This is a genomic window from Thalassobacillus sp. C254 (assembly GCF_001310615.1).
On sequence record NZ_BAXQ01000004.1, the window covers coordinates 144,486 to 167,227 of the forward strand.

The 22,742-nt window shown below is 41.7% G+C and carries 11 protein-coding genes and 8 pseudogenes; 12 read left to right on the forward strand and 7 right to left on the reverse strand.

Translation table 11 applies throughout. The features are described from left to right. Positions 1 to 142: 142 nt before the first annotated feature. Positions 143 to 1,068 (forward strand): annotated as a pseudogene (locus JCM19033_RS06790) (manganese-dependent inorganic pyrophosphatase). A gap of 90 nt (positions 1,069 to 1,158) precedes the next feature. Continuing rightward, positions 1,159 to 2,183, forward strand: a pseudogene (locus tag JCM19033_RS06795) (STAS domain-containing protein). A gap of 53 nt (positions 2,184 to 2,236) precedes the next feature. Here the strand turns inward: JCM19033_RS06795 and JCM19033_RS06800 are convergent. After that, complete coding sequence (locus tag JCM19033_RS06800) at positions 2,237 to 2,953, reverse strand: YqjF family protein (RefSeq protein ID WP_054635755.1); 717 nt, start codon at positions 2,951 to 2,953, stop codon at positions 2,237 to 2,239. A 132-nt stretch (positions 2,954 to 3,085) separates the two neighbouring features. Here JCM19033_RS06800 and JCM19033_RS06805 point away from each other — a divergent pair. The 3 genes and pseudogenes from JCM19033_RS06805 (at position 3,086) to JCM19033_RS06815 (ending at position 6,397) form a co-directional block, all read left to right on the forward strand. After that, positions 3,086 to 3,588, forward strand: a pseudogene (locus JCM19033_RS06805) (O-acetyl-ADP-ribose deacetylase). A gap of 145 nt (positions 3,589 to 3,733) precedes the next feature. After that, positions 3,734 to 4,027 carry a CC/Se motif family (seleno)protein gene (locus JCM19033_RS06810; protein ID WP_054635756.1) on the forward strand — a complete coding sequence of 98 codons (294 nt, stop codon included), beginning with the start codon at positions 3,734 to 3,736 and terminating at the stop codon, positions 4,025 to 4,027. A 752-nt stretch (positions 4,028 to 4,779) separates the two neighbouring features. Beyond that, positions 4,780 to 6,397, forward strand: a pseudogene (locus JCM19033_RS06815) (carbon starvation protein A). Between the two features lie 31 nt (positions 6,398 to 6,428). On the opposite strand, the gene JCM19033_RS06820 reads toward JCM19033_RS06815, so the two are convergent. From JCM19033_RS06820 to JCM19033_RS24125, 5 genes and pseudogenes are all read right to left on the reverse strand, one after another. Beyond that, positions 6,429 to 7,862: a CapA family protein gene (locus tag JCM19033_RS06820; protein ID WP_054635757.1), complete on the reverse strand. Its 1,434-nt coding sequence runs from the start codon at positions 7,860 to 7,862 to the stop codon at positions 6,429 to 6,431. 12 nt (positions 7,863 to 7,874) lie between these two features. Further along, complete coding sequence (gene pgsC, locus JCM19033_RS06825; RefSeq protein ID WP_054635758.1) at positions 7,875 to 8,324, reverse strand: poly-gamma-glutamate biosynthesis protein PgsC; 450 nt, start codon at positions 8,322 to 8,324, stop codon at positions 7,875 to 7,877. Then, positions 8,324 to 9,519: pseudogene (gene pgsB, locus JCM19033_RS06830) on the reverse strand (poly-gamma-glutamate synthase PgsB). Before pgsB ends, pgsC begins: the two are co-directional and overlap by 1 nt. Positions 9,520 to 9,941: 422 nt before the next feature. Next, positions 9,942 to 11,356: pseudogene (locus tag JCM19033_RS06835) on the reverse strand (gamma-glutamyltransferase). After that, positions 11,284 to 11,736 carry a gamma-glutamyltransferase gene (locus tag JCM19033_RS24125; protein ID WP_054635761.1) on the reverse strand — a complete coding sequence of 151 codons (453 nt, stop codon included), beginning with the start codon at positions 11,734 to 11,736 and terminating at the stop codon, positions 11,284 to 11,286. Before JCM19033_RS24125 ends, JCM19033_RS06835 begins: the two are co-directional and overlap by 73 nt. Positions 11,737 to 12,114: 378 nt before the next feature. Here JCM19033_RS24125 and JCM19033_RS06850 point away from each other — a divergent pair, with 378 nt between their 5' ends. Both JCM19033_RS06850 and JCM19033_RS06855 read left to right on the forward strand, forming a co-directional pair. After that, on the forward strand, positions 12,115 to 12,417 hold the full coding sequence (locus JCM19033_RS06850; RefSeq protein ID WP_054635762.1) for a CC/Se motif family (seleno)protein: 303 nt from the start codon (positions 12,115 to 12,117) through the stop codon (positions 12,415 to 12,417). Between the two features lie 287 nt (positions 12,418 to 12,704). Further along, entirely contained in the window at positions 12,705 to 12,983 is a 279-nt protein-coding gene (locus tag JCM19033_RS06855) for a DUF2651 family protein (protein ID WP_198153432.1), read from the forward strand. Here the strand turns inward: JCM19033_RS06855 and JCM19033_RS06860 are convergent. Continuing rightward, positions 12,980 to 13,243 (reverse strand): hypothetical protein, encoded by a 264-nt coding sequence (locus JCM19033_RS06860; RefSeq protein ID WP_054635764.1) that lies wholly within the window; start codon positions 13,241 to 13,243, stop codon positions 12,980 to 12,982. The two genes, JCM19033_RS06855 and JCM19033_RS06860, sit on opposite strands and share 4 nt — an antisense overlap. 229 nt (positions 13,244 to 13,472) lie before the next feature. Here JCM19033_RS06860 and addB point away from each other — a divergent pair. From addB to JCM19033_RS06880, 5 genes and pseudogenes are all read left to right on the forward strand, one after another. Continuing rightward, a pseudogene (addB, locus tag JCM19033_RS06865) lies at positions 13,473 to 16,937 on the forward strand (helicase-exonuclease AddAB subunit AddB). Between the two features lie 21 nt (positions 16,938 to 16,958). Beyond that, positions 16,959 to 18,104, forward strand: a complete 1,146-nt coding sequence (locus JCM19033_RS28005) for a UvrD-helicase domain-containing protein (RefSeq protein WP_374701206.1) — start codon at positions 16,959 to 16,961, stop codon at positions 18,102 to 18,104. Further along, positions 18,059 to 20,704 carry a helicase-exonuclease AddAB subunit AddA gene (gene addA, locus JCM19033_RS06870; RefSeq protein WP_374701208.1) on the forward strand — a complete coding sequence of 882 codons (2,646 nt, stop codon included), beginning with the start codon at positions 18,059 to 18,061 and terminating at the stop codon, positions 20,702 to 20,704. Before JCM19033_RS28005 ends, addA begins: the two co-directional genes overlap by 46 nt. Positions 20,705 to 20,709: 5 nt before the next feature. Then, positions 20,710 to 21,878, forward strand: a pseudogene (locus JCM19033_RS06875) (exonuclease SbcCD subunit D). Further along, positions 21,875 to 22,576 (forward strand): AAA family ATPase, encoded by a 702-nt coding sequence (locus JCM19033_RS06880; protein WP_054635765.1) that lies wholly within the window; start codon positions 21,875 to 21,877, stop codon positions 22,574 to 22,576. The pseudogene JCM19033_RS06875 and the gene JCM19033_RS06880 overlap by 4 nt, the downstream one beginning before the upstream one ends. The last annotated feature ends 166 nt before the right edge of the window (positions 22,577 to 22,742 follow it).

Below are 22,742 nucleotides of genomic sequence, written 5' to 3' on the forward strand. Positions count from 1 at the left end.
GCACTCCCTGGCCCAAAAAGAGTGGGTGATACATACTCATTTTTTCAGGAACAAAGTACAATCAAACCAAGACCCAGTTTGCAAAACGTGATAGAATGAAAGTTGAGAATTCATATCATAATACTTAGCAAGGAGTGGTCCCATGGGAAAAGTACTTATTTTTGGACACAAAAATCCTGATACCGACACAATTTGTTCAGCAATTGCTTATGCTGATTTAAAAAAGCAGATCGGAGTGGAGGCTGAGCCGCTTCGCTTAGGCTCTATTAATGGAGAGACTGAATATGCGCTTAACTATTTTAATGCAGAAGCTCCTCGTTATGTGGAAACGGTTGCAAACGAGGGTGGGGACGTTATTTTAGTAGACCACAACGAACGCCAGCAAAGTGCAGATGACATTCAAGAGGTAAAAGTGGTGGAAGTCATTGATCACCATAGAATCTCAAACTTTGAAACAAGCGATCCTTTGTATTACCGTGCAGAACCTGTTGGATGTACAGCAACAATTCTAAAGAAATTATACAAAGAACAGGCGTAGACATTCCAAAGAATATTGCCGGCCTTATGCTGTCTGCTATTATTTCTGATTCTCTACTATTTAAGTCACCGACTTGTACCCAGGAAGATATTGATGCAGCTAAAGAATTAGCGGACATTGCTGGCGTAAACAGTGAAGAATATGGACTGGAAATGCTTAAAGCAGGAGCTGACTTAAGTGATAAGTCTATTGAAGAGCTGATTTCTCTTGATGCAAAAGAATTTCAAATGGGAAATGCCAAAGTGGAAATCGCACAAGTGAACACTGTAGATGCTGAGGAAGTCCTTGAACAGCAAGATGAATTGGAAGAAGCTATTTCAAAAGTAATTGAAGAAAAGAATTTGGATTTGTTTGTCTTTGTTGTGACTGATATACTTGAAAATGATTCAGTAGTGCTATCCCTTGGTAAAGAAGCTGCAGGAGTAGAAAGAGCATTTAATGTAACATTGGATAACAAGAGGGCAACACTAAAGGACGTAGTATCTCGTAAGAAACAGATTGTTCCTTCCCTGACAGATGCTTTAAAGTAAAGAGCAGGATAAAAAAGCATAACTTGCAGGTTATGCTTTTTTTAATGGTATTTCCTTGCTGGTCAGTGGAAGAATAGGAGGCTGTAAAGAATGAAGCTTAACCATGAAATAAACATCAATAATTTGCAGTTTGGCTGGAATACGAAAGAAGGACGCTTTTTATTTGAAGGAGAGGATTCGGTCCTTTTCTGGATATCTACAGCAATGAAAGAGTTTTTTGATACCATCGAAGAAGTGTCCGGCAAGGAACCGGCCAATGTTGTTCTTGAGACCACTGGCTTTAGGCAAGGATTAGTGGTAGGAGAGTATTTTCAAAACATTAAACAGGTCAGTACTGAGGAAGCTGCAAACCTTATCACCCAAACCTACGGATCAGCGGGATGGGGATCAGCTGTCGTGGTGGATGTAAATGTTAAAGAACAGACTGCTATCATGCACTTGAAAGATGACTGGGAATATAAAATAAATATAGCTCAGGGGAAACAAACTGGAGGAACATTTCTTCCGGCTCATTACGCCGGGATCTTCAGTGGTCTCTTTGCTGAAAACATCTGGTATTCAGTGAAGCAGTACCAAATTGAAGGACATGAGCATACAATTGTAGAGTATTTTCCGTCGTCAATAACAGTAAAAGAAAACATTCATGCGCTGATAAGATCAAGGGAAGCGAAAGAAATAGCAAGATTAGAAGAACTGGTCGAAAGCAAAACAGATGAGCTGCAGACCCTGGTGAAGACCCTCTCTTCTCCTATGATTCCAGTGGTTGAGGGCATTGTGGTCGTTCCTCTTTTAGGAAAGTATGATGAAGAGAGAATGGAAGAGCTGATTGAAAAACACTGAATAACCTTCCGGCATATAAAGCAAAGTATCTTATTTTGGATTTAACCGGCCTTGACCGTAACCTTACACCTCATACTTCCACCTTAATAGACAAGTTGGCTGCTGCCACCTCATTAATAGGAACAAAAACTATTTTAGTTGGAATCTCCGGTGAATTAAGTATTATCATGGCTCAGAAGAATATAGATTTATCCAGGCTGGACTGTTTTCAAACCTTAGAGCATGGTATTTACTATGCCTTTGGCAAAAAGGGATTAAAAATTGTAGAAGAGTGAGTAGAAAGAAGACCTGTCATCCTCGCATCAGATGACAGGTCTTTTTATTTTTTCTATACAATAGGAGCCGAGTCAGGTACTTTTCTTATACGGTTGGCCAGAACGTGTACACCTTTTGAATAAAGAAGATGAGGCTTTTCTTCTGGCATCGTTAACGAATTGACTTCAAATAAACTGGTTTCCTTTAGATACATGGATGCCTTTTGAAGGGGCCATTGTGAGTGATGAATATCCCCTTTAAACAGCTGGCTGCCTGAAGAGGAGAACAGGCGGTATCTTTCTGTTAAAAAATACTCCAAGGTCCCGGGCTTAGAATAAAATACTTCGCCCTCTGGCTGGTATTGGCCGACAAAACGAGCAGGACTTTTTTGGCGCTGATGAACGTAGCGAGTATCATCCCCGTTGGTTTCACATGAGAATGCACTATGATAATAATTTAAATGAAAAAGTCGTCTGGCTAGTTCCACAGCAAGAGGATTTGAAGCATCAAGACTAAAAAAATATACACCTTTCTCGCCATTAACTTTCACATATGTCCGCAGATTGAGTTCTGGAAACGCAAAAGAAGTTTGAGGAGGCATGAAACGAGCTCGTACATCTTCCATGAAGAAGGGAACAATTCCTACATAAGCTCTCCCTTCAAATGTATCTACTTCCATTCCTTCAGGCAAAATTTGCTGTAATTCTTCCACAGGATAGCTCCAATGGGCAAATAAGACGTTTTTCCAGGTCATGTTCATAAGGTAAACAGGTTTTTCTTGATCAGACATGGTTTCACCTCTTCAATTAATCAGTTATCTTCTAGTTTACCGGGGATAAGGAAACCTTGCAAAAATAAAAGACGAAGAGTACAGTATGTCTGTAAGAAAAGAGATGGACTCTAAAAGAGGGAGTGAAAGAAAGTGACACAGCTTAAGGTCATCCATGGAGATATCACAACAATCGCATGCGATATTATTGTTAATGCTGCTAATAATGGCTTACAAGGAGGAGGAGGAGTAGACGGTGCCATTCATCAGGCAGGAGGCCCCGCAATCATGGAAGAATGCCGGGAAATAGGTTATTGTCCTACTGGAAGTGCGGTGATTACGAGTGCTGGGGACATTCCAGCTGATTATATCATCCACACAGTCGGACCTGTATGGATGGGAGGTACCAGAGGAGAAGCTGAAAAACTACAAAGCTGTTACGAAAAATCTATTGAGCTTGCCGTTGAATATAGGCTGATAGTCTGGCTTTTCCTAATATAAGCACGGGGGTTTACAAATATCCCAAAGATTTGGCTGCTCCTTTGGCTATTAAGACAGTGAAAGAAATGCTAAAAAAGAAAGGAACAGAAATGGAGATCTATTTTGTGTGCTTTGATGCAGAAAATGCTGACCTGTACAAAAAAATGATAGAGTAATACCGATTTAATGGGGAAAATAATCGAAAATCCTCATATACAAACAAATTAATAAAAAAATACAAGTTTTTCTCCTCATAACGCAGGGTATTTACTTATAACATAGAATAACATAAAGAAATGCCTGTAAAGGAGGAGAGAAACATTGAAAATCAACATGAATGCCAAAACGCGGGCCTGGATAATGAAACGAGGCGGAGCAGTTACTATAGATCCTTTTCACCCTCTGCATGGGGTGGTGCAATCTAAATCAGTAGATACAATACTTTCTCATGAGACACCTGAAGAGGAAAGTTTTTATAACAAAGTGGTTGTTAATGACGTCCTGGTGTATGTGCACAAGGGACTCGAAGAGAAAAAAGATGTAAAAATGCACATTACAGGATATGGGCCATTTGAGCACTTGCACGTTTCCGGCCTTCGCCGAAAAAAGAAATAAGATACGATATAATCATTCAAAGGACTTTTATACAGGACTGACAAGATGCTAAAGAGTAGCATCTTTTTTTATGGGATGTAACCCCTTTAATATACTCATAAAATTTATTTGTTCGAGGAAAAGGAACAGAAGGTTTAATGTCGAAATATTTTCTAATGATTATAAAGAAAGGAGAGAAAGGGAGGTTGTGAATTGACTGAAGATTTAAACAAATATATGGGGGAGAAGATTGAATAATCAGGTGCAGGGGCTAATAACAGAAGCTGCAAATAGAATGACGAATCAATACAATGTGTATAGAGATACGAAGCTGGGAAACGAACCCCTCTCCTTTACTGCAGAGTATCACCGGAAAGACGAAAAGTACTTTCTAACAAAGAAAGTTAGAGTGTATGAGGTGCAAAACCAGCACTTTTTGTTTGTAAAAGAAATAGAGCATATTACAGCAAAAGACATAAAAAGGATGACAGAATCCATGCTTACTCATATGAGAAGTTTCATCCCAAACCAAGGAGAGCATATGTCAACGATGTTTGCAGGGGTCCTTGTAACAGAAGGAGAGGTAGCCAATGAAGCAAAAAAAATGGCAAGGCGTTTCCGAAAAATCAAATTTTTAAATTATGGAAAAGATGGGTGGCCGATTTATATATTGCCATTGTTCAAGTTAAAGAAAAAGAAATTTATATCCATAAAAAAGGGAGAGAGCTGGTTTACGTGTTTGATACCTTGCTCTAGGAAAGGAGTAAATATTCATGAACCTGTTAACCTTGCTGTTAATTTCAGGAGTCATTTTTATTATTGCTTACTTTACGTATGGCCGCTTTTTAGAAAAACAAATGAAAGTAGATCCAGGAAGAGAAACTCCTTCTTCAACCATGTATGATGGCGTGGATTACGTCCCGGCAAAAAAGCCAGTCCTCCTTGGCCATCATTTTGCCACAATAGCCGGGGGAGGTCCCATTGTAGGACCAGTGTCAGCAGCTTTGTTTGGGTGGCTGCCTGCGGTCATTTGGATAATCGTAGGAAGTATATTTATAGGTGGTGTTCATGATTATACCTCTTTACAGGCTTCCATAAGACATAAGGCTCAATCCATTGGTACGATTATTAAGGAATACATCGGCAATCGAGGACAGCTTCTGTTTCTTACATTTTCCATTGCCACATTGATTTTGATCGTCGGAGTTTTTGTTATTTTGGTAGCGGATACATTTGTAGCTGTGCCCGAGGCAGCCACGGCTTCAATTTTGTTTTTTAACGGTTGCTATTATATTTGGTTTTCTTGTAAATCAGCTTAAAATAAACTTACTGGGTGCCACCATCCTCGGAGTTTTAGTCATGTTATTTTGTGTGTGGATGGGAATTTTGTTTCCGGTTTCATTATCAGCAAATGTATGGGCAGTAATTCTGCTGGTATACGCTTATGTCGCTTCCATACTTCCTGTTTGGGTATTGCTGCAGCCAAGAGATTATCTTAACTCATTTCTTTTATACGGGATGATTTTTGGAGCTGCGATCGGTATATTAATTGCAGCACCTATGATGCAGCTTCCAGCCTATACAGGATTTGTGAATCCGGAACTGGGATTTTTGTTTCCTATCTTATTTATTACCATCGCATGCGGAGCAATTTCCGGATTCCATTCCCTTGTTTCTTCCGGTACTACGGCAAAGCAGCTGGATAATGAGAAAAATGGAAAATTCATCGCCTATGGCGGGATGCTTCTTGAAGGATTTCTTGCCATTATAGCCATTGGAAGTGTTGCCTATTTAACTCAGGCTGATTTTGCCGCACGGATGGATGCTCTTGGGGGTCCAATCGGAACATTTGCGGCCGGCATTGGATTTTTTATGTCACACTGGGGAATACCTGAAGCGACTGCCGTGACTTTTACAGCTCTTACCGCTTCAGCATTCTTGTTAACTACGCTGGATTCAGCTACAAGGTTAATGCGTTATGCGATACAGGAGCTTGGTGAGGGGAGAACAAAAGCATTCAAGAATAATCATGCTGCTACTTCCCTGGGGTTAGTCGGAGCTGGTGCGCTGGCATTAACCGGTACATGGTCAACGGTCTGGCCTCTGTTTGGAGCTGCCAACCAAATGCTTGGAGCCCTGGCCCTTCTTGCTATTACGGTATGGCTTTCAAAGCAGGGAGCAAAGGCATTTTACACAGCAATTCCAATGGTTTTTATGTTTGTTGTCACAGTAGCCGCACTTGGCGTCTTAATGTATAATAACCTGCTGGCCGGTAATATGTTTTTAGTAGTAAGCGCCTTCATATTATTCGTTCTTTGTATTTTTCTTGCCATTGAAGGGTGGAGAGCCATTTTTGGAAAAGAAAATAAAGACATCACAGTTAAACAGTAATGAAAAAACCTGGCGAGAATTCGCCAGGTTTTTATGGTGAAAAGTGTCCTTCATCTTGACCGTCTGCTGGTCCTTCCTCAACAGGTTCATCTTCAATAATACCTTCATTTGGCTGCTGCGGCTCTTCTGTTTCTTGAGGTGGTTCTATATCATATTCCTCCTCCAATGATTCTTCTGACTGTTCAGGAGGAGCGTTTTCCTCTTCATCAGGCTCATTCATTCGTTCAATAACATGTGAATGATCGACTTCAAAGATGAGACGTTCATCATTTTCACGGATAAATTCAGTATGAGTAGTATCTTTGGTCAGCTGCCTGAAAATTCTCTGCTTGTGCAGGTCGGCAGCTGCTCCTGTCAAAGGTCTGGGCTGCGATTCGAATATACGGTAGGGAAGCATTTCCAACGTAGCCTGGCCGTCATCCTGGAGCTGATAATTCGCGATGACAGTATCTCGTGTTCTGGTCCACCCTTGATCAAAAACAAAGTTTCCGATGGAATACATGATGATGCTGTCGTTATAAATGTCTACAGATTGGAGTACGTGTGGATGGTGACCAACCACAATATCAGCGCCGGCATCTGCCATAAATCTCATTAGTTCCTTTTGGCGAGAGGTAGGAGCGCTGTCGTATTCCTGTCCTGCGTGAATATGGGCAATCACAAGATCCGCCTCAACGGCCTGCAAGGTATCTGAAATGTAGCTGGGATCTGTCGTTAATACCCCTGGGCTGTTTTCGTCTGCTTGTTCCATGGCAGAGTAAAAGACATCGTTAAAGCCGACAGTAGCCACTGTTAATTCCTGGCCGTTCACATCATACGTATGATAGGAAGGAAGCATGGCATCTTCTAAGTCTCTGCCTCCCCCTATTGCCTGGACATCGTACTGTGGAAGCTCTGCTTCAAGGAGGGCACTTAATTCTGGATCTAAGTGTGTATCATCCTCCGGCTTGGCTCCCTCCGGACGGGAAAACGTTCGGAGAGTTGTTTCCAGTCCCTCAAGCTGATAGTCCATCATATGATTGTTTGCCAGGTTGATAGTGGTAAAGTGTGCATTCTGTAAGGCTTCAACTGCTCGTGGCTTTGAGAAGAGATGAATAATTTTGTCAGCTGAGTCATATTCATCTTCGTTTAAGATAACTGGATTTTCAAAGTTTCCTGTCGTATAGTCAGAGGCCTCAAATACTGGCGCCACATGTTCAAAAATATAGTCATCCCCGTGATTATTCATTACTTCCTCAACGTGGCGGCCCATCATCATGTCACCAACCATGGAAGCGGTAAAGATTGAGCCTTCAGTATCAGGAACATCACTGGCAGATGGCTCCGGTTCTAAGAGTCTAGCTGAGATTAAAAGAATAATACACAGGCCAAGGGCAATAAGAGAATGGGGAAGGGCTTTTTTCTTATGTTTTTTTCCTGCTGCCAACACTTTTTCTTTATAAGTAAGGTTTCTTCTTTTTGCCATGATCTAAAACCCCTAAATTAAGTAATAAACTGTAATGATTGCAAAAGTAAGAGCACTGAGGACAAGTGTACTGGAAATGGTAGGGATGACGCCCTGCTTTTGAATTGAATTTGCAATCAATCCGGGAACAATGACACCTAGTCCTCTGAATTCGTATATTTCAAAGGGGAGAACCGGATAGAAGTAATCAAAAAGCACTTTCAGTACAATACCTGTACAAAGCATGGCTGCAAACTTGCGCCGGCCATAAAGTGTAGTTATCCTCGCGAGCCCGTGAGCGACAATGACATAAGTAAGCAAGCTTACAAGAAAGACAACAAGGAGAAAGACAGGCTGGTCAAATACCAGGGCAAGGTAACCAGGAACGATTAGCCCTGCCGGCATGACGCCTGTCCTTTCTGCGTAAATTAAACTTAAAACAACTCCCACAATTAATGCGATATATAAATCTGTACCAAACACTACATGGCCTCCTCTTTAACTGAATCGTCTGATTTGGATTTATTTTGGAAATAGTCGGCAAGCTCTCCGCCTGCTCCTTTGATATTGCCCAATCCAAACAGAGTAGTATTGTTTGCTTGTTCCATTAATACGTCTGCTATTTCAGTGATTGTTTTATCTTCTAGGTTGATGAGCTCTTTAGCTGGAAGCTCTCCACGCTTGTAGGCATTGACTACAGGTTGAGTAAAGGATCCAATTAAGGCTAACCGATGAGGAGGCAATTTTGGCAAAACATCTTTGACAAATTGTTCCGTCCGTTCTACCCGGTCATCACGGCAGCTTAGAATAATAACCGGCTCTTCTGATGGATAATCCGACTCCTCAATGTGCTTCCAAATATTTAATGTCGAGGTTGCATCATTGGCTGCAAACCCATTAATGAAATATGACACGTTGTCATGGTTGTCTTTAAAAGGGAGAAATCGAAGGGCGCCAGGGTCTGGATTGGCATTTAGCATCCCTTTTAAAGCCGTTTCTTTGTCTATACCTGCTGCTTCTGCAAACGCAAGGCCGATTGCCACGTTATCAGGAAATACCATGTACGTGAATTTGTTCAGGTAATCCTCTGGTATAGCATCCTTGTCTGCAATATAGACTTTTGTGTTTCTTTTTTTAGCGAGAACACGAAAATAGGACTCATAAGGCCCCTTATTAATAATTAAGTGTCCATTATGAGGAATTGTGGCGGTAAAGGCTTCTGCTACATGATCCAGAGTAGGGCCAAGCACATCCATATGATCCTCAAGCACATTCACGATGACACCGTAGTTCGCTTGAAGAAATTCATTTTGAAGTGTGATCTGATAATCAGGATTAACTGCCATACACTCACTTACATACGCGTTAGCATTTAGTTTGGATGCTTCTTGAAGAACCTCTTTTTGTTCTCTGATATTAGGCCCTTCAGGCTTTCTCTGGATTGGTTTTTCTTCACCGTTCCAATAAATTTTCCGGGCGGTTGTCCCGGTTGTTTTTCCTACTGTCTTATACCTTCTTCATTAACAATCCCTGTAATTAAACGGGTAACCGTTGATTTGCCCCGAACACCATTCACATTCACTCGCAGAGGAATTGAATCTATTGCTCTTTGGGTTCTTTGCTTTTCGATTACTCCTGCTATGATAACAAGAGCAAACGCCAAGAACATTAAAGTCATTGTTATGATCCTCCTAGTAACATACTCTCTATAAGTACTAACCCTATTTTCCCTTCTCAAAACACATTTATGTTGAGTAAATCCTTAACAATAATATAACACTCTTTGCGACAAGTAAATGAACAACCTGACCTATATTAAAAGTATTTTATGTAACGTTGTAGAAAAAAAGTGAAAAAAGACGCCCTTTCCGTGTAAAAGAAAGGGCGGCATGGGAAAAATGAACATAATGTTACAATTCCCTTAAGGGATATCTATAATATCTTCCTGTTGTTGAAAATCATTATTCCTTATCTGGTCCATTTGGTTTTCTTCTTCGGATGTCAAGCTTCATCCTGTCTGAAAGAAAACATAAACGTAACCAGCATGAGTACGAATAGAGAATACCCTAACAATTGCTTCACAATCATCACTCCATCATATTATTCAACTTCATCTACTATAGCACTTCCAGCACGCCTTGAGTCAGAAATTCCTTGAACTTTGTTTTCAAGGGAGTTTACATAAATAGTTTCCAAGCTGCCAAATGCTGTTCTTGAAGAAGTAACGGTAGTGAGGTAGCCTATTTCTTCTAAATCTGCCCGAAGTCCAGGGATTTCATGCAGCGGGCTTTCCAAAATTACTCTGTCTTCTTCAGTTTCAGGGTCATATTCTGCAAAGAAACGACTCGCATTTACACTTTCCTCATAGGTTTCATCAAGGTAGGCATGTCTTAACATAGTTTGTGCCATCATCGCTGGAATCCGGTTTCCTCCAGGAGAGCCCATCACCATAATTTCTTCATTATTCTCCTCTACCACAATAGTAGGGGAAATAAAACTTCTCGGGCGTTTTCCTTCTTCAATCACATTAGGAGAACCCTCAGTGGTATTGAAACCAGAAGTCAGCTGACTGTTCATTAGCATGCCTTCCACCATCATGCCTGAACCGAAAAAGTTCCCTAAAGAATGAGTGGTGGAGATGGCCATACCATCAGCATCCACAACTGATATATGGGTAGTATCTGAAGATTCTGAGGCTTCATCAATAACACTCGGTCTGACTTCTTCAAAGCGATCACGATTAGGAAGCCTTGTTTCTACCATATAATCAAGGTAATCATTACTTAAAAGTCTGTCCTGATGCATTGGATTATGATTGGAATTCCAATGTTCAAATCCTTCTTCTGGATAGAAGTTAGGATCTCCCATAAATTCCATTCTCTGAAAATCGGCTTCTCGAATAATCTCAGACAAGACATGCACATACTCTGAATTAGGTTCATCCTCCATCAGCTCTTCAATGCCAATTCTTTCAGCCATCTCCAAAATATGAATAAAGGTAATTCCAGACAATGGAGGTGGAGCTGAATAAAGATCATAATTTTCGAAATTGCCATGAACAGGCTCGCGAGTTTCCACTTCATATCCTTGAAGGTCTGCAGAAGAAAGGTGGTCTACCTGTTCTGTTATGCTTTGTGCAATCTCTCCTTCATAAAAGTCGTTAAGACATTATTTTGAAGGGTGCGCATAGTTTCTGCAAGTTCAGGCTGAATGATTGTTGTTCCCTCTACAGCGGGTGTTCCATTAGGAAACAACGGGGGAGCCATGTCGGCAGAAATGCGGTAATCGGCCCGTTCAAGCCCTAAGGCTTGCAAATCATCCATTATATAGCCTTCTTCAGCAAATTGTATAGCAGGATCAATCAGCTCTTCGATCGTAAAATTTCCTGAAGCATGGTTATCGTAAAGTTCCTGCATTCCTCTGGCAAACCCAGGCACAGCAATCATATCTTCAGGGTCCGTGCTGGCAGCAGTTTCACGATAATCATAAAAAACAGGTACATTCCCGTCTTCCAAAACAAGAGAAGCGCCCCCGCCTCCCAGGCCGGAGCCTGATTTTCTGTGACCCCTAAGGTGAATGACATCGCAATAACCGCATCTGCAGCGTTTCCGCCTTGTTCTAATATAGTACTTCCGATTTCAGCAGCATGGGGATCAGAACTGCTGATGCCATATCCACCCGGGCTTTCGATACTGACTTCCTGTAATTCTTCTTCCTCTGCATCCATTTCTACTTCATCACTCGTTAGATCATCATTTGCTTCATCTGTTGTTGCAGGTTCGTCATCACTTGCCTGGTCATCGTCGTCTCCGCCGGTAAACCCGCCGATGGCATAAATAATGAGACCCAGGACAACTACGCCTGCTAGTATGTTTGTTATTGTTTTCGCTGACAAAACGTCTGTCCGCTCCTTTCGTTAAGCATGAATCTAGTAAAAAAGCTAAACCTCGACAACTGCCTAGCTAATATATTACCAATTATATAAAGAAATAGCAACAAAAAATAAGGTCACAGCGCTGCCTGATTTTGAAGGAAAAGCTTTTCGGTTAATTACCAATTATCTCCACAAAAAGCTGTGAGGTAATCGTGTATTATTTGTATTATTTCTGTTTTATTGAAGTTAATAGCGAAATATATAGCCTAAGGTATTATTATGTCAGATGATGATGAAAATAACGCACTATATCTTTTTATATCTCTATTTATCATCGCAATATGATGTGTTACAATTTGTCTTGTAAAAATTTTTTGATGATAGTAAGGAGGATTTTTTATGCTTGTAAATGTAAATTCAGAAACACGGCAATGGATCAGGAAAAATGGGGGAGCTGTCACATTAAGCCCGTTTCAGCCGTTTGGCCGTTCAAGTCGTTCTTTAATAGATGTAGAATTAAGCTTTGAAAAGCCGGTTGAAGCGGAAGGATACCACCTAATTGAAGTGAAGGATATTCAAGTGTACGTCCATCCTTCTTTAGAAGTAAAAAAAGCCGCAGCAATTAAGATTAATGGATATGGGCCATTCCGTCATCTGAGCGTAAGCGGATTCAAGCGTTTTAAAAAGAAGTCCGTGATATAACAAATAAGAAACTGCCGTTCAAATAATTAAAGATTCTACAACGGGTTATTTGTTGAGAGACTAAATTAGGCGAAAGGTTTGATTTTCATTGTGTAGTAAAAATTAAAAAGGCTGTTTTCGAAAAATATTCGAAAAACAGCCTTTTTTATATCCCGGCAGGAAAAGATAAAAAGGACTGAAAGGAGCTAAGGAGTCTACTTTAAAAAAGGTTACATCCTTCATACATATAACAGAAGCCAAATGGAATAATAGGGGAAACACGGGAAAGGACGGTGCGCTATATGAACATGGCTGATCTGCAAATTCTATTTCCATTTTTACCTTTTTTTATTTTTGCGGTATCTGTGTACGGTACAGCTAAGCTGAAAAGGTTTTATATTATGCCGCTAGCAGTCTTAATTATATTTCCGATTGTAAGCAATATGTTGTTTCATACTATAAACCTTCCCTGGGTAATTTTTTACACAGGTTTGTCATTGCTTGCTTCTTTTATTACCTGGTCCCTGCGTTATCGTTTCCAGCAAAAAGTTCAGAACATGAGCGAAGCACAAAGACGATTGCCTTAGGCAATCGTTAGTTTATGGAAGATATAATAGATGCATACGAGTAGAAAAACAGCAGACAGAACAGAAAGAATGAGCGGAATATAGTTATTTTCAAGAGTACCTTGTCTTTTGCTCTTCCATAAATATAAGTAAAATAAAATAAAAAACAAAGCAGCTCCCAGGGAAAAGAAAATTTCAAAATACCGTAAATCTGAAGTGACGAAGACGGAGATAAAAAATAAACCCATTCCAATGATAAATAGAATGTGATAATTTTTCATAACTAACACCCTTTTTGATCAACTCACACTTTCAGTTAATCAGGAAACTTTTTCTCATGTTTTGAGAAAGGTTTTTTTCTTATTCCCTTTGTCTTAAGATTTAAACCCACACCTTGTACGATATGTTAAAATGAGAACGAACGTTCTTTGCGAAGTAATAATTATGTTAATCATAAATTGAAGTGAACAGAGATGACGAATATAAAGATCGTGAAAAAGGAGGAACAGTATGGGGGTATCGTTTTATTTGGGTCGTTCCGGGAGTGGGAAGTCAACAGCTATTTTACAGGAGATTCAGCAAAAATTAGCGGAAGAACCAGCCGGGCGGCCAATTATTTATTTAGTACCTGACCAAATGACTTTTCAGTCAGAGTATCAGTTAGTGAAATCTGCAGGAGGAATGGTTAGAGCACAAGTGTTCAGCTTTTCCCGCCTTGCATGGAGAGTTCTCCAGGAAACAGGGGGGCAGCAAGGTATCACCTGGAACAAACAGGTATACATATGCTGCTCCGCAAGATTGTTGAGCGAGAAAAAGAAAGATTTTCTATTTTTACTAAATCAACAGAAACAAGCGGCTTCATAGAACAGCTGGAGCAGATGGTGGCTGAATTCAAAAGATATGCGGTGACTCCCGAGGCTCTTGTGGAGAAGAAGAGGGAGCTGGAAGCAAAGGAAAATGTGACTCCCCAGGAACAAGTATTGATTGATAAGCTGGAAGATGTCAGTGTCATTTTTAAGCGAATGGAAGAAGAGCTGGCCGGCGCCTACGTTGGCACAGAGGATTACTTGCAGCTCTTAACTGAAAAAATCCAGGATTCTTCGTTTGTAGAAAATGCGGAAGTGTATATCGACGGTTTTCACAGTTTTACTCCCCAAGAACTTTCAGTGCTTGATAAGTTAATGCTAAGGCCTCAAAGGTTACGATTGCTCTTACCCTTGATAAACCATATGACATAGAAGCTCCCCATGAGCTTGATTTATTTCATATGACGGCTCAAACCTATCAAACGTTGCGTCAGCTGTGCAAAGAAACAAGCTGTGAAGTGGAGGATGTGGTTACATTTGAGAGTGGGCAGCGTTTCAGGGAAAGCTGCCTTGCTCATTTAGAGAATTCTTATGAGGCCAGACCTCTGTCACCTGCTTCATGCGGGGATGCCGTCCGTATTTTTTCTGCCGTTCACCGCCGGGCGGAAATAGAGGGAGTAGCGAGGGAAGTTCTTCGCCTTGTCAGGGAAGAAGGATACCGGTATCAGGATATAGCGATATTGCTGAGAAACATAAATGAATATGGAGATCTTCTAGATACTGTTTTCACAGATTATGAGATTCCTTTATTTATGGATCAGAAACGATCTATGCTCAATCATCCGGTAATTGAGCTTATTCGTTCAAGTCTTGAAGTGATCCAGGGGAATTGGCGTTATGAAGCGGTCTTCAGGTGTTTCAAAACCGATCTTCTCTTTCCATATGATGCCGGGAAACAAGAGATGAGAGAAGAGGTAGATGAACTGGAAAATTATGTCCTTGCTTATGGAATACAAGGTAAGCGCTGGCGTGAAAACGAACCGTGGACATACAGCCGTTTTCGTACTCTCGCAGAAGGTGAATTTGTTAAAACGGATAAAGAACAAGAATTTGAAGATCAGATAAATCGTCTGCGAAAAGAGCTGACTGTACCTTTATTAAAGCTGGAACGGAAAATAAAAAAGGCAGAGACTATAGAAGAAAAGTGCACAGCACTTTACTTGTTCCTTGAGGAGTTGGAAGTTCCCAAAAAGCTTGAGAAGATGAGAGATGAGGCGGCTCAGGCAGGGGATCTCGCCTATTCTCGTGAGCATGACCAGGTGTGGGGGGCTGTAATTGACCTTCTCGACCAGATGGTGGAAATGGCAGGAAATGAAAGGTTATCTTTCAAAATGTTTCAAAGCATGCTCGATTCAGGAGCAGAAGTATGCGATTTGCACTTGTACCCCCAGCGATGGACCAGGTGATCGTTGCTGACATGGAACGCTCTCGTCTTTCTCAAATTAAATGCACATTTATAATGAATGTAAACGATGGGGTCATACCTGCCCGTCCTGATGAAAATGGCCTCATTAATGATGAAGAGAGAGGGTGGCTGGAAAGTAAAGGGATGGAGCTTGCTCCAGGAAGTACAAGGCAGCTGCTTGATGAGCAATTTTTAAGTTACCTGGCACAGGCTACTCCTTCGGAGATGCTTTATTACTCATACCCTATGGCTGATGAGGAGGGGCGCGCCCTTCAGCCTTCCATGTTAATTAAACGTGTAAAAGAGCTGTTTCCTGACGTGGAGGAAACTCTGCTTATGAACGACCCTCATGAAGAAGAGGAAGATGAGCAGTTAGCTTTTATCAGCAATCCGGGAAAAACTCTCTCTTATTTAACAACCCAAATGCAGGCCTGGAAAAAAGGCTATCCAATGGCTTCGTTTTGGTGGGATATTTACAATTGGTATACAGAAATTCCTCATTGGCGTATGCGAGCCGGCATTACCTTATCAAGCTTATTTTATCAAAATACAACTCGCATACTTGATAGAAAGACAAGCATGGAATTGTATGGACAAAATATTAAAACAAGTGTATCGAGAATGGAGCAGCATCAATCTTGCGCTTTTTCACAATTTGTTTCCTACGGACTTTCTCTCAAAGAGAGAGATACGTATCGGCTTGAAGCCCCTGATGTAGGCCAGCTGTTTCATGCTGCTTTAAAGCAAGTGGCAGAACATCTTCGTTTGAGAAATAAAGACTGGGCTGCTCTTTCAAAGGAAGAGAGTCGTAATCTTGCCAAGGAAGTTGTCAATGAGCTTGCTCCAAAAATTCAGCGGGAAATTCTTTTAAGCTCTAACCGTCATTATTATTTAAAGGAAAAGCTTGAAGAAGTGGTTTCAAGAGCTTCCATTGTTCTTAGTGAACAGTCAAAGATCTCTGGTTTTTCTCCTGTTGGCCTGGAAGTGGGGTTTGGTCCAGGGGAAGAGCTTCCGCCTCTTCGATTTTCACTTGATAATGGAGCAAAGATGGAAGTTGTCGGACGTATTGACCGAGTGGACAAAACAAGTGGAGAAGATGGCCTGCTTCTTCGGATCATTGATTATAAATCGAGCCAGAAAGATATCAGCCTGACTGATGTATACTTTGGCCTGGCTCTGCAAATGTTGATTTACCTTGATGTGGTCATCTCATTTTCAGAAGAGTGGCTTGGTAAAAAAGCTGATCCGGCTGGTGTTTTGTACTTCCACGTTCATAATCCTATCGTTCAGGCAACGCAGACAATGAGCATGGAAGAAATTGAACGGGAACTCTTTAAGAAGTTTAAGATGAAAGGCCTCTTAACAGCTGATGAACATGCCATCAGAGAAATGGATCAGACTCTCGAAAGCGGACATTCACAAATCATACCGGTAGGCTTGAAGAAAAGTGGAGGATTTTATTCTAACTCTTCCGTTATTGATCCAGATGATTATGAGTATTTGAGAACGTTTCTCCGTAAACAGGTAAAGGAAATTGGTGAGTCGATTACCAGTGGGCACGTAGAGATAAACCCTTTTAAAGTAAAGCAAAACACCTCCTGTACATTTTGTTCATATAAATCAGTCTGCCAATTTGATCCTGCTATGGAGACAAATGACTTTAGGCCCCTTGCCAGTATAAAGAAGATAAACTCCTTGAAATGATTCGGAAGAAAGGCGGTGACAATGATGAAAGTTAGACCAAAGCCAAAGGATGCCGTATGGACCGATGAACAATGGCAGGCTATAGATGCGAAAGGAAACAATATATTGGTGGCTGCAGCTGCCGGCAGTGGAAAAACAGCGGTACTGGTAGAGAGAATTATCAGGAAGATTGTTGACCCGGATGATGAGGCGGAAGTTGACCGGTTATTGATTGTGACATTTACAAATGCAGCGGCAGCGGAAATGCGAAACAGGATCGGGGAAGCGATTAATAAGGAAATCCAGAAGCAGCCTGGTTCCCTTCATCTTAGACGCCAGCTTTCTCTATTAAACCGGGCTCATATTTCAACTCTCCACTCCTTTTGTATGAACGTAATAAGAAAGTATTACTATAAAGTGAATATCGATCCAAAGTTTCGCATACTCGATGACACTGAAGGAGAGCTGATGAGAGAAGAAATCATTGAGGATATCTTTGAAGAGGAGTACGGAATAGAAGGTAACTCTAGTTTTTATAAGCTGGTTGATATGTACAGCGGAGATCGAAGTGATGATGCTCTTCGCAGCCTGGTTAGAAGGTTATATGACTTTTCAAGGTCCCATCCTTCTCCTGAATACTGGCTGGATCAAATGGCTGCACGCTATGATATTTCAGATGCTGAGCGGGTAGAAGACCTCCCCTGGACTCCTGAATTGCTTCAAGATATTCAATCGCAGCTGAGGGGAGCTCAAAGCTGGATTGAAAAAGCATTGCAAGTGACACATGAACCTGGAGGGCCCCATCCATATGGTGAAAATTTTTCAGAGGACCTGGAAAAGATCTCATCACTTTTGCAGGCAGATAACTGGGCTGAACTTTATGATAAATTTCAAACATTTACTTATGGAAAGCTCAAGACAATCCGGAAAACAGAAGGAGTGCTTGATGAGCTGAAGGAACAAGCCAAAAGTTTGCGGGAGCGGGCAAAAAAACAGACCCAGGAATTAAAGGAAGGGCTCTTTAGCCGTCCACCAGAGGTGTTTCTCAAGGATGTAAAGACTATGGCACCTTCCATTAGGTATCTCGTGAAGCTTGTAAAAGAATTTTCAAGTCGTTATCAAGAGGCCAAGCGGGAAAAAGCCTGGTTGATTTTTCTGATCTTGAGCATATCTGTCTTACTATTTTAACCGAAGGATTTGGAGAAAATGGGACACGGCTGCCTTCTGAAGCAGCAAAGGAATATCAGGATTATTTCGTAGAGGTAATGGTGGATGAATATCAGGATACAAATCTCGTTCAGGAAACCATTCTTTCACTTCTTTCTAAAGGAGATAACCGCTTTATGGTCGGGGACGTTAAACAGAGTATTTATCGATTCCGACTGGCCGAACCGGGTTTATTCCTGCAAAAATACAAAAAATACCAGGAAGAAGATAATACTGAGGGATGGAGAATCGACTTGGCAAAGAACTTTCGCAGCCGCTCTGAAGTTCTCGATGCAACCAACTTTTTGTTTCGGCAGATTATGGATGAAAGCGTAGGAGAGATTCCTTACGATCAAGCGGCCGAACTACGACTGGGAAACACAAGTTACCCTCAAAGCGCTGGCTTTGAAGCAGAGCTTGCGGTGATCAATAAAGGGGATCCAATCGAATCCAGCAAAAACGAAAATGAGATGATAGAGTTAGAAGAGGAACTGGAAACCGCACAGCTTGAAGCAAGGTGGATAGCGCGCAAAATCAAAGGTCTTGTGGAATCAGGCCAGGAAGTTTTTGATAAAGACAGTAAAGCGATGAGAAAAATAAGATACAGGGATGTCGTAATCTTAATGCGTTCGATGCCCTGGGCTGCAACGATGATGGAAGAATTTAAAAAGGAAAACATTCCTGTATACGCAGAGCTTAGTACTGGATACTTTGAGGCTGTAGAAGTCGCTGTTATGATGTCTCTCTTAAGAGTGATAGATAACCCTTACCAGGATATTCCTCTTGCATCCGTTTTACGTTCACCGATCATTGGCCTGGATGAAGAAGAGCTTGCCCAAATAAGAATAAAGGATCGAAAAAGTTCCTATTATGAGGCTCTGAAAATAGCATCCATAGAGATGGAAGATGAAGCTCTCAAAAACCGTGTCACTTTCTTTTTAGAACGTCTTACTCATTGGCGGACCAGTGCCCGTTGCGGATCCCTTTCAGAGTTAATCTGGGATTTATACAGAGAAACCGGGTACTATGATTTTGTCGGCGGACTGACAGGAGGAAAACAAAGACAGGCAAATCTAAGAGCTTTATATGATAGGGCTCGAGCCTATGAGGAAACGTCTTTTCGTGGTCTCTTTCGTTTTCTTAGGTTTATTGAACGAATGCAGGAACGAGGCGATGACCTTGGTGCAGCCCGCGCATTGGGAGAGCAGGAGGATGTGGTGCGAATTATGACAGTCCATAAAAGTAAAGGGTTGGAATTTCCGGTCGTTTTCTTTGCAGGTATGAACAAGCAGTTTAATATGCAGGATGTCAGGGGCACCGTTATGCTTCATAAAGAACTTGGTTTAGGATCGAAATTTATTGATCCTGCATTAAGAGTATCCTATCCTACTCTTCCTCAGCTTGCCATTAAAAACCGTATGAAATTAGAGAGTATCGCGGAGGAAATGAGAGTCTTATATGTTGCTTTAACAAGAGCGAAAGAAAAGCTTTACCTTGTGGGAACGGTAAAAGATGCAGAAAAATCTCTTCAAAAATGGCAGGAACATGTATCGATTGAGGATTGGCTGCTTCCAGCAGCAGAACGGGCAAAAAGCAGTTCTTACCTGGATTGGATTGGGCCGGCTGTGCTCAGGCACTCAGCAGGCACAGATCTAAGAGGAGAAGAGAACGCAAAGGTTCTCGAAGGCGTTGAAAATGACCCTAGCAAATGGAAAATCGAAATTAAGCAGCAAGAAGAGCTTCAGCAATTGCCAGAGAAAAAGGAAACAGCTGCTACTCTCCTTGAAAACAAGGTGAAAAGACTAGAACCCGTAGAAGAATCTTCTCCCTATCAGGAAGTGGTCCGCTTCCGTCTAGAATGGGATTATGAATTTCAGTCAGCCTCGGTACACCGATCCAAGCAGACAGTAAGTGAAATCAAACATGATATAGATGACGAGTACAGTGATCGGGAATTTATCGGGCATTTCAAATCAGAGACTGCCGAACGTCCCCGCTTCATGCAGAGATCCCGGTTAACCCCGGCTGAACGTGGAACCGCTATTCATGCCGTAATGCAGCACGTTCCACTTCGTTCATCTATATCAAAAGAAGAGGTTGACCGCTTGCTCTTTATGATGACGGAGAGAGAACTTGTAACAAAAGAACAAGCAGACAGTGTAGATGCAGAGGCTGTGGGTCAATTTTTATCTTCTGAACTAGGAAAAAGGGTCTCCTCTGCGAGGATGGTTGAACGCGAGGTTCCTTTTACCTTTGCAATGGCCGCCTCAAAAGCTTACCAGGACTGGAATGAAAATGAAGAAGACGAAAAAGTATTAGTCCAGGGAGTGGTCGATTTATTATTTAGAGACGAGAAAGGTGATCTTGTTCTTGTAGATTACAAAAGTGACAAGATTACGAACCGGTTTACAGGAGGGTTTGAAGAAGCGGAACAGGTCATGAGGGAACGCTATCAAACACAAGTCAGTATATACATGCAAGCTCTTGAATCAATTTTTAACGAAAAAATACAAGAGGCCTATTTATATTTCTTCGATGGTTCCCGTACTCTTGCGATGCACACGGAAAGAAAGGAGGAATAAAAGAAATGAGATTACTTCACACGGCTGACTGGCATCTTGGCAGGACGCTGGAAGGCAGAGACAGACTGGCAGAGCATGAGCAGTTTTTTGACGAACTTGCTCTTATTGTAGAAGAAGAAAAAGTCGATGCCATTTTAATGGCTGGAGATGTATTTGATTCTGTAAACCCGCCGGCAGCGGCTGAACAGCTATTTTATGAAAGTATGGCCCGCCTTTCAAACAAAGGGAAAAGGCCTGTTGCCATCATAGCGGGAAACCATGACCACCCGGAGCGATTATCGGCAGCGAGAACACTGGCAAAGGAGCAGGCAATTTCTATTATTGGCTATCCGACAAAAGAAACAACGTATCTGGAGGTCCCTTCCTGCGGGGAACGTCTGCACCTTGCTTCCCTGCCTTACCCTTCAGAATCCCGGTTAAAGGAAAGCTTTGTTGAAGAAGGAGAAGAAGAAACGCTTCGGGAGGCTTATGATCATCGGATAAAACAGATTTTTGGTGAACTGACTAAGACATTCGACCCTAAAGATGTCAATATAGCAATGAGCCATATTTTTGTAGCCGGTGGATCGGCCACTGACTCAGAACGGCCCATTGAAGTAGGGGGAGCCTATACGATACGGGCAACAAGTTTGCCGGAAAATGTCCAGTATACAGCTCTAGGCCACCTTCATCGTCCTCAGAATGTGAAAAGGCTCCTGGCAAAGCAAGGTATGCCGGTTCCCCTCTGGCCTTTAGTTTCTCTGAAGCAGGATACTCTAAATCAGTAACCATAATTGATGCAGAGCCAGGTGGAGAAGCAATGGTGAAAGAAGTACACCTTTCTTGCGGAAAACCATTAGTAAGATGGCGGGCAAAAGAAGGTCTCTCTCAAGTTCATCAGTGGATGAGTGAGAAAAGAGACAGCCAGAGCTGGATTGACCTTGAAGTACATTTGGAGCACACACCTTCTATGGAAGAAATACATCGTCTTCGCAAGGAGTACCCTGGAATTGTGACGATTCGCCCGATCTTTCCCGAGCAGAAGGCCACAAACGAACAAAAAAGGGACCAAGTGCCTATTGATCAGTTATTTTACAAATTTTACGAACGTCAGACGGGAGGAGCCCAGCCAGAAGAAGACTTAGTGAGGCTTTTTCTCGAATTAGTAAATGAGGAAGAAGAGGTGACATCATGAGGCCGATCTCGTTAACGGTCCAGGGTCTGCATAGTTTCAGAGAAAAGCAGACAGTGGATTTTCAGTACCTGTGCGAAGGAGGCGTATTTGGTATTTTCGGTCCGACAGGAAGCGGAAAATCTTCCTTGCTTGACGCCATGACACTTGCTCTTTACGGCAAGGTAGAAAGAGCTCCTAATAATACCCAGGGAATATTAAACCATGCCGAAGACAGCCTGGCTGTTTCCCTTACCTTTACACTTGGTCTGCGAACTTATAAAGCAGAGCGCTCTTTAAAAAGAACCGGCGACTCTCGATTACGGACAGCTACGTGCAGGCTTCTCGATCTTACGGAGGAACCAGTGGTTTTAGCAGACAAAGCCAATGAGGTAGGAAGGGAAATTGAAGATCTCCTTGGCTTATCCATTGAGGATTTTACCCGGGCGGTTGTTCTTCCCCAAGGAAAGTTTGCAGAATTTCTATCATTAAAAGGTACTGACCGCCGTCATATGCTCCAGCGCCTCTTTAACCTTGAAAAATACGGAGATGAATTAAACAGTAAAATTAAATCCAAGGCCATTCAAGTAAAAAATGAAATTGAGAAAATAGAGGCTGTCCAGCAAAGCCTGGGAGATGCTTCGGAAGATGCGGTAAAAGAAGCGGAAGAAAAAAGTGAACCGTCTGTCCAAAGATTTGCAAATGAACAAAAATCTGCTTGAGAACCTTGAGACACGCCAGCTCGAAGAAAAAAGAAATAATGGACCTCCAGACTAAAAAAGGCCACAGCAGAAGGGGAAATAGGAAACCTGACTGCCAAGAAAGATAACATTCAACAGTTAGAAAAAAAATGTGAACTTTCTATACAGGCTGAAAAACTAGTTCCCT

Coding starts and splice junctions, on each gene's coding strand:
- JCM19033_RS06800 (WP_054635755.1), bottom strand. CDS start 2,953: ATGTCTGATCAAGAAAAACCTGTTTACCTTATGAACATGACCTGGAAA.
- JCM19033_RS06820 (WP_054635757.1), bottom strand. CDS start 7,862: ATGGCAAAAAGAAGAAACCTTACTTATAAAGAAAAAGTGTTGGCAGCA.
- JCM19033_RS06850 (WP_054635762.1), top strand. CDS start 12,115: ATGCTTGTAAATGTAAATTCAGAAACACGGCAATGGATCAGGAAAAAT.
- JCM19033_RS06855 (WP_198153432.1), top strand. CDS start 12,705: ATGGCTGATCTGCAAATTCTATTTCCATTTTTACCTTTTTTTATTTTT.
- JCM19033_RS06860 (WP_054635764.1), bottom strand. CDS start 13,243: ATGAAAAATTATCACATTCTATTTATCATTGGAATGGGTTTATTTTTT.
- JCM19033_RS28005 (WP_374701206.1), top strand. CDS start 16,959: ATGATGAAAGTTAGACCAAAGCCAAAGGATGCCGTATGGACCGATGAA.
- JCM19033_RS06880 (WP_054635765.1), top strand. CDS start 21,875: ATGAGGCCGATCTCGTTAACGGTCCAGGGTCTGCATAGTTTCAGAGAA.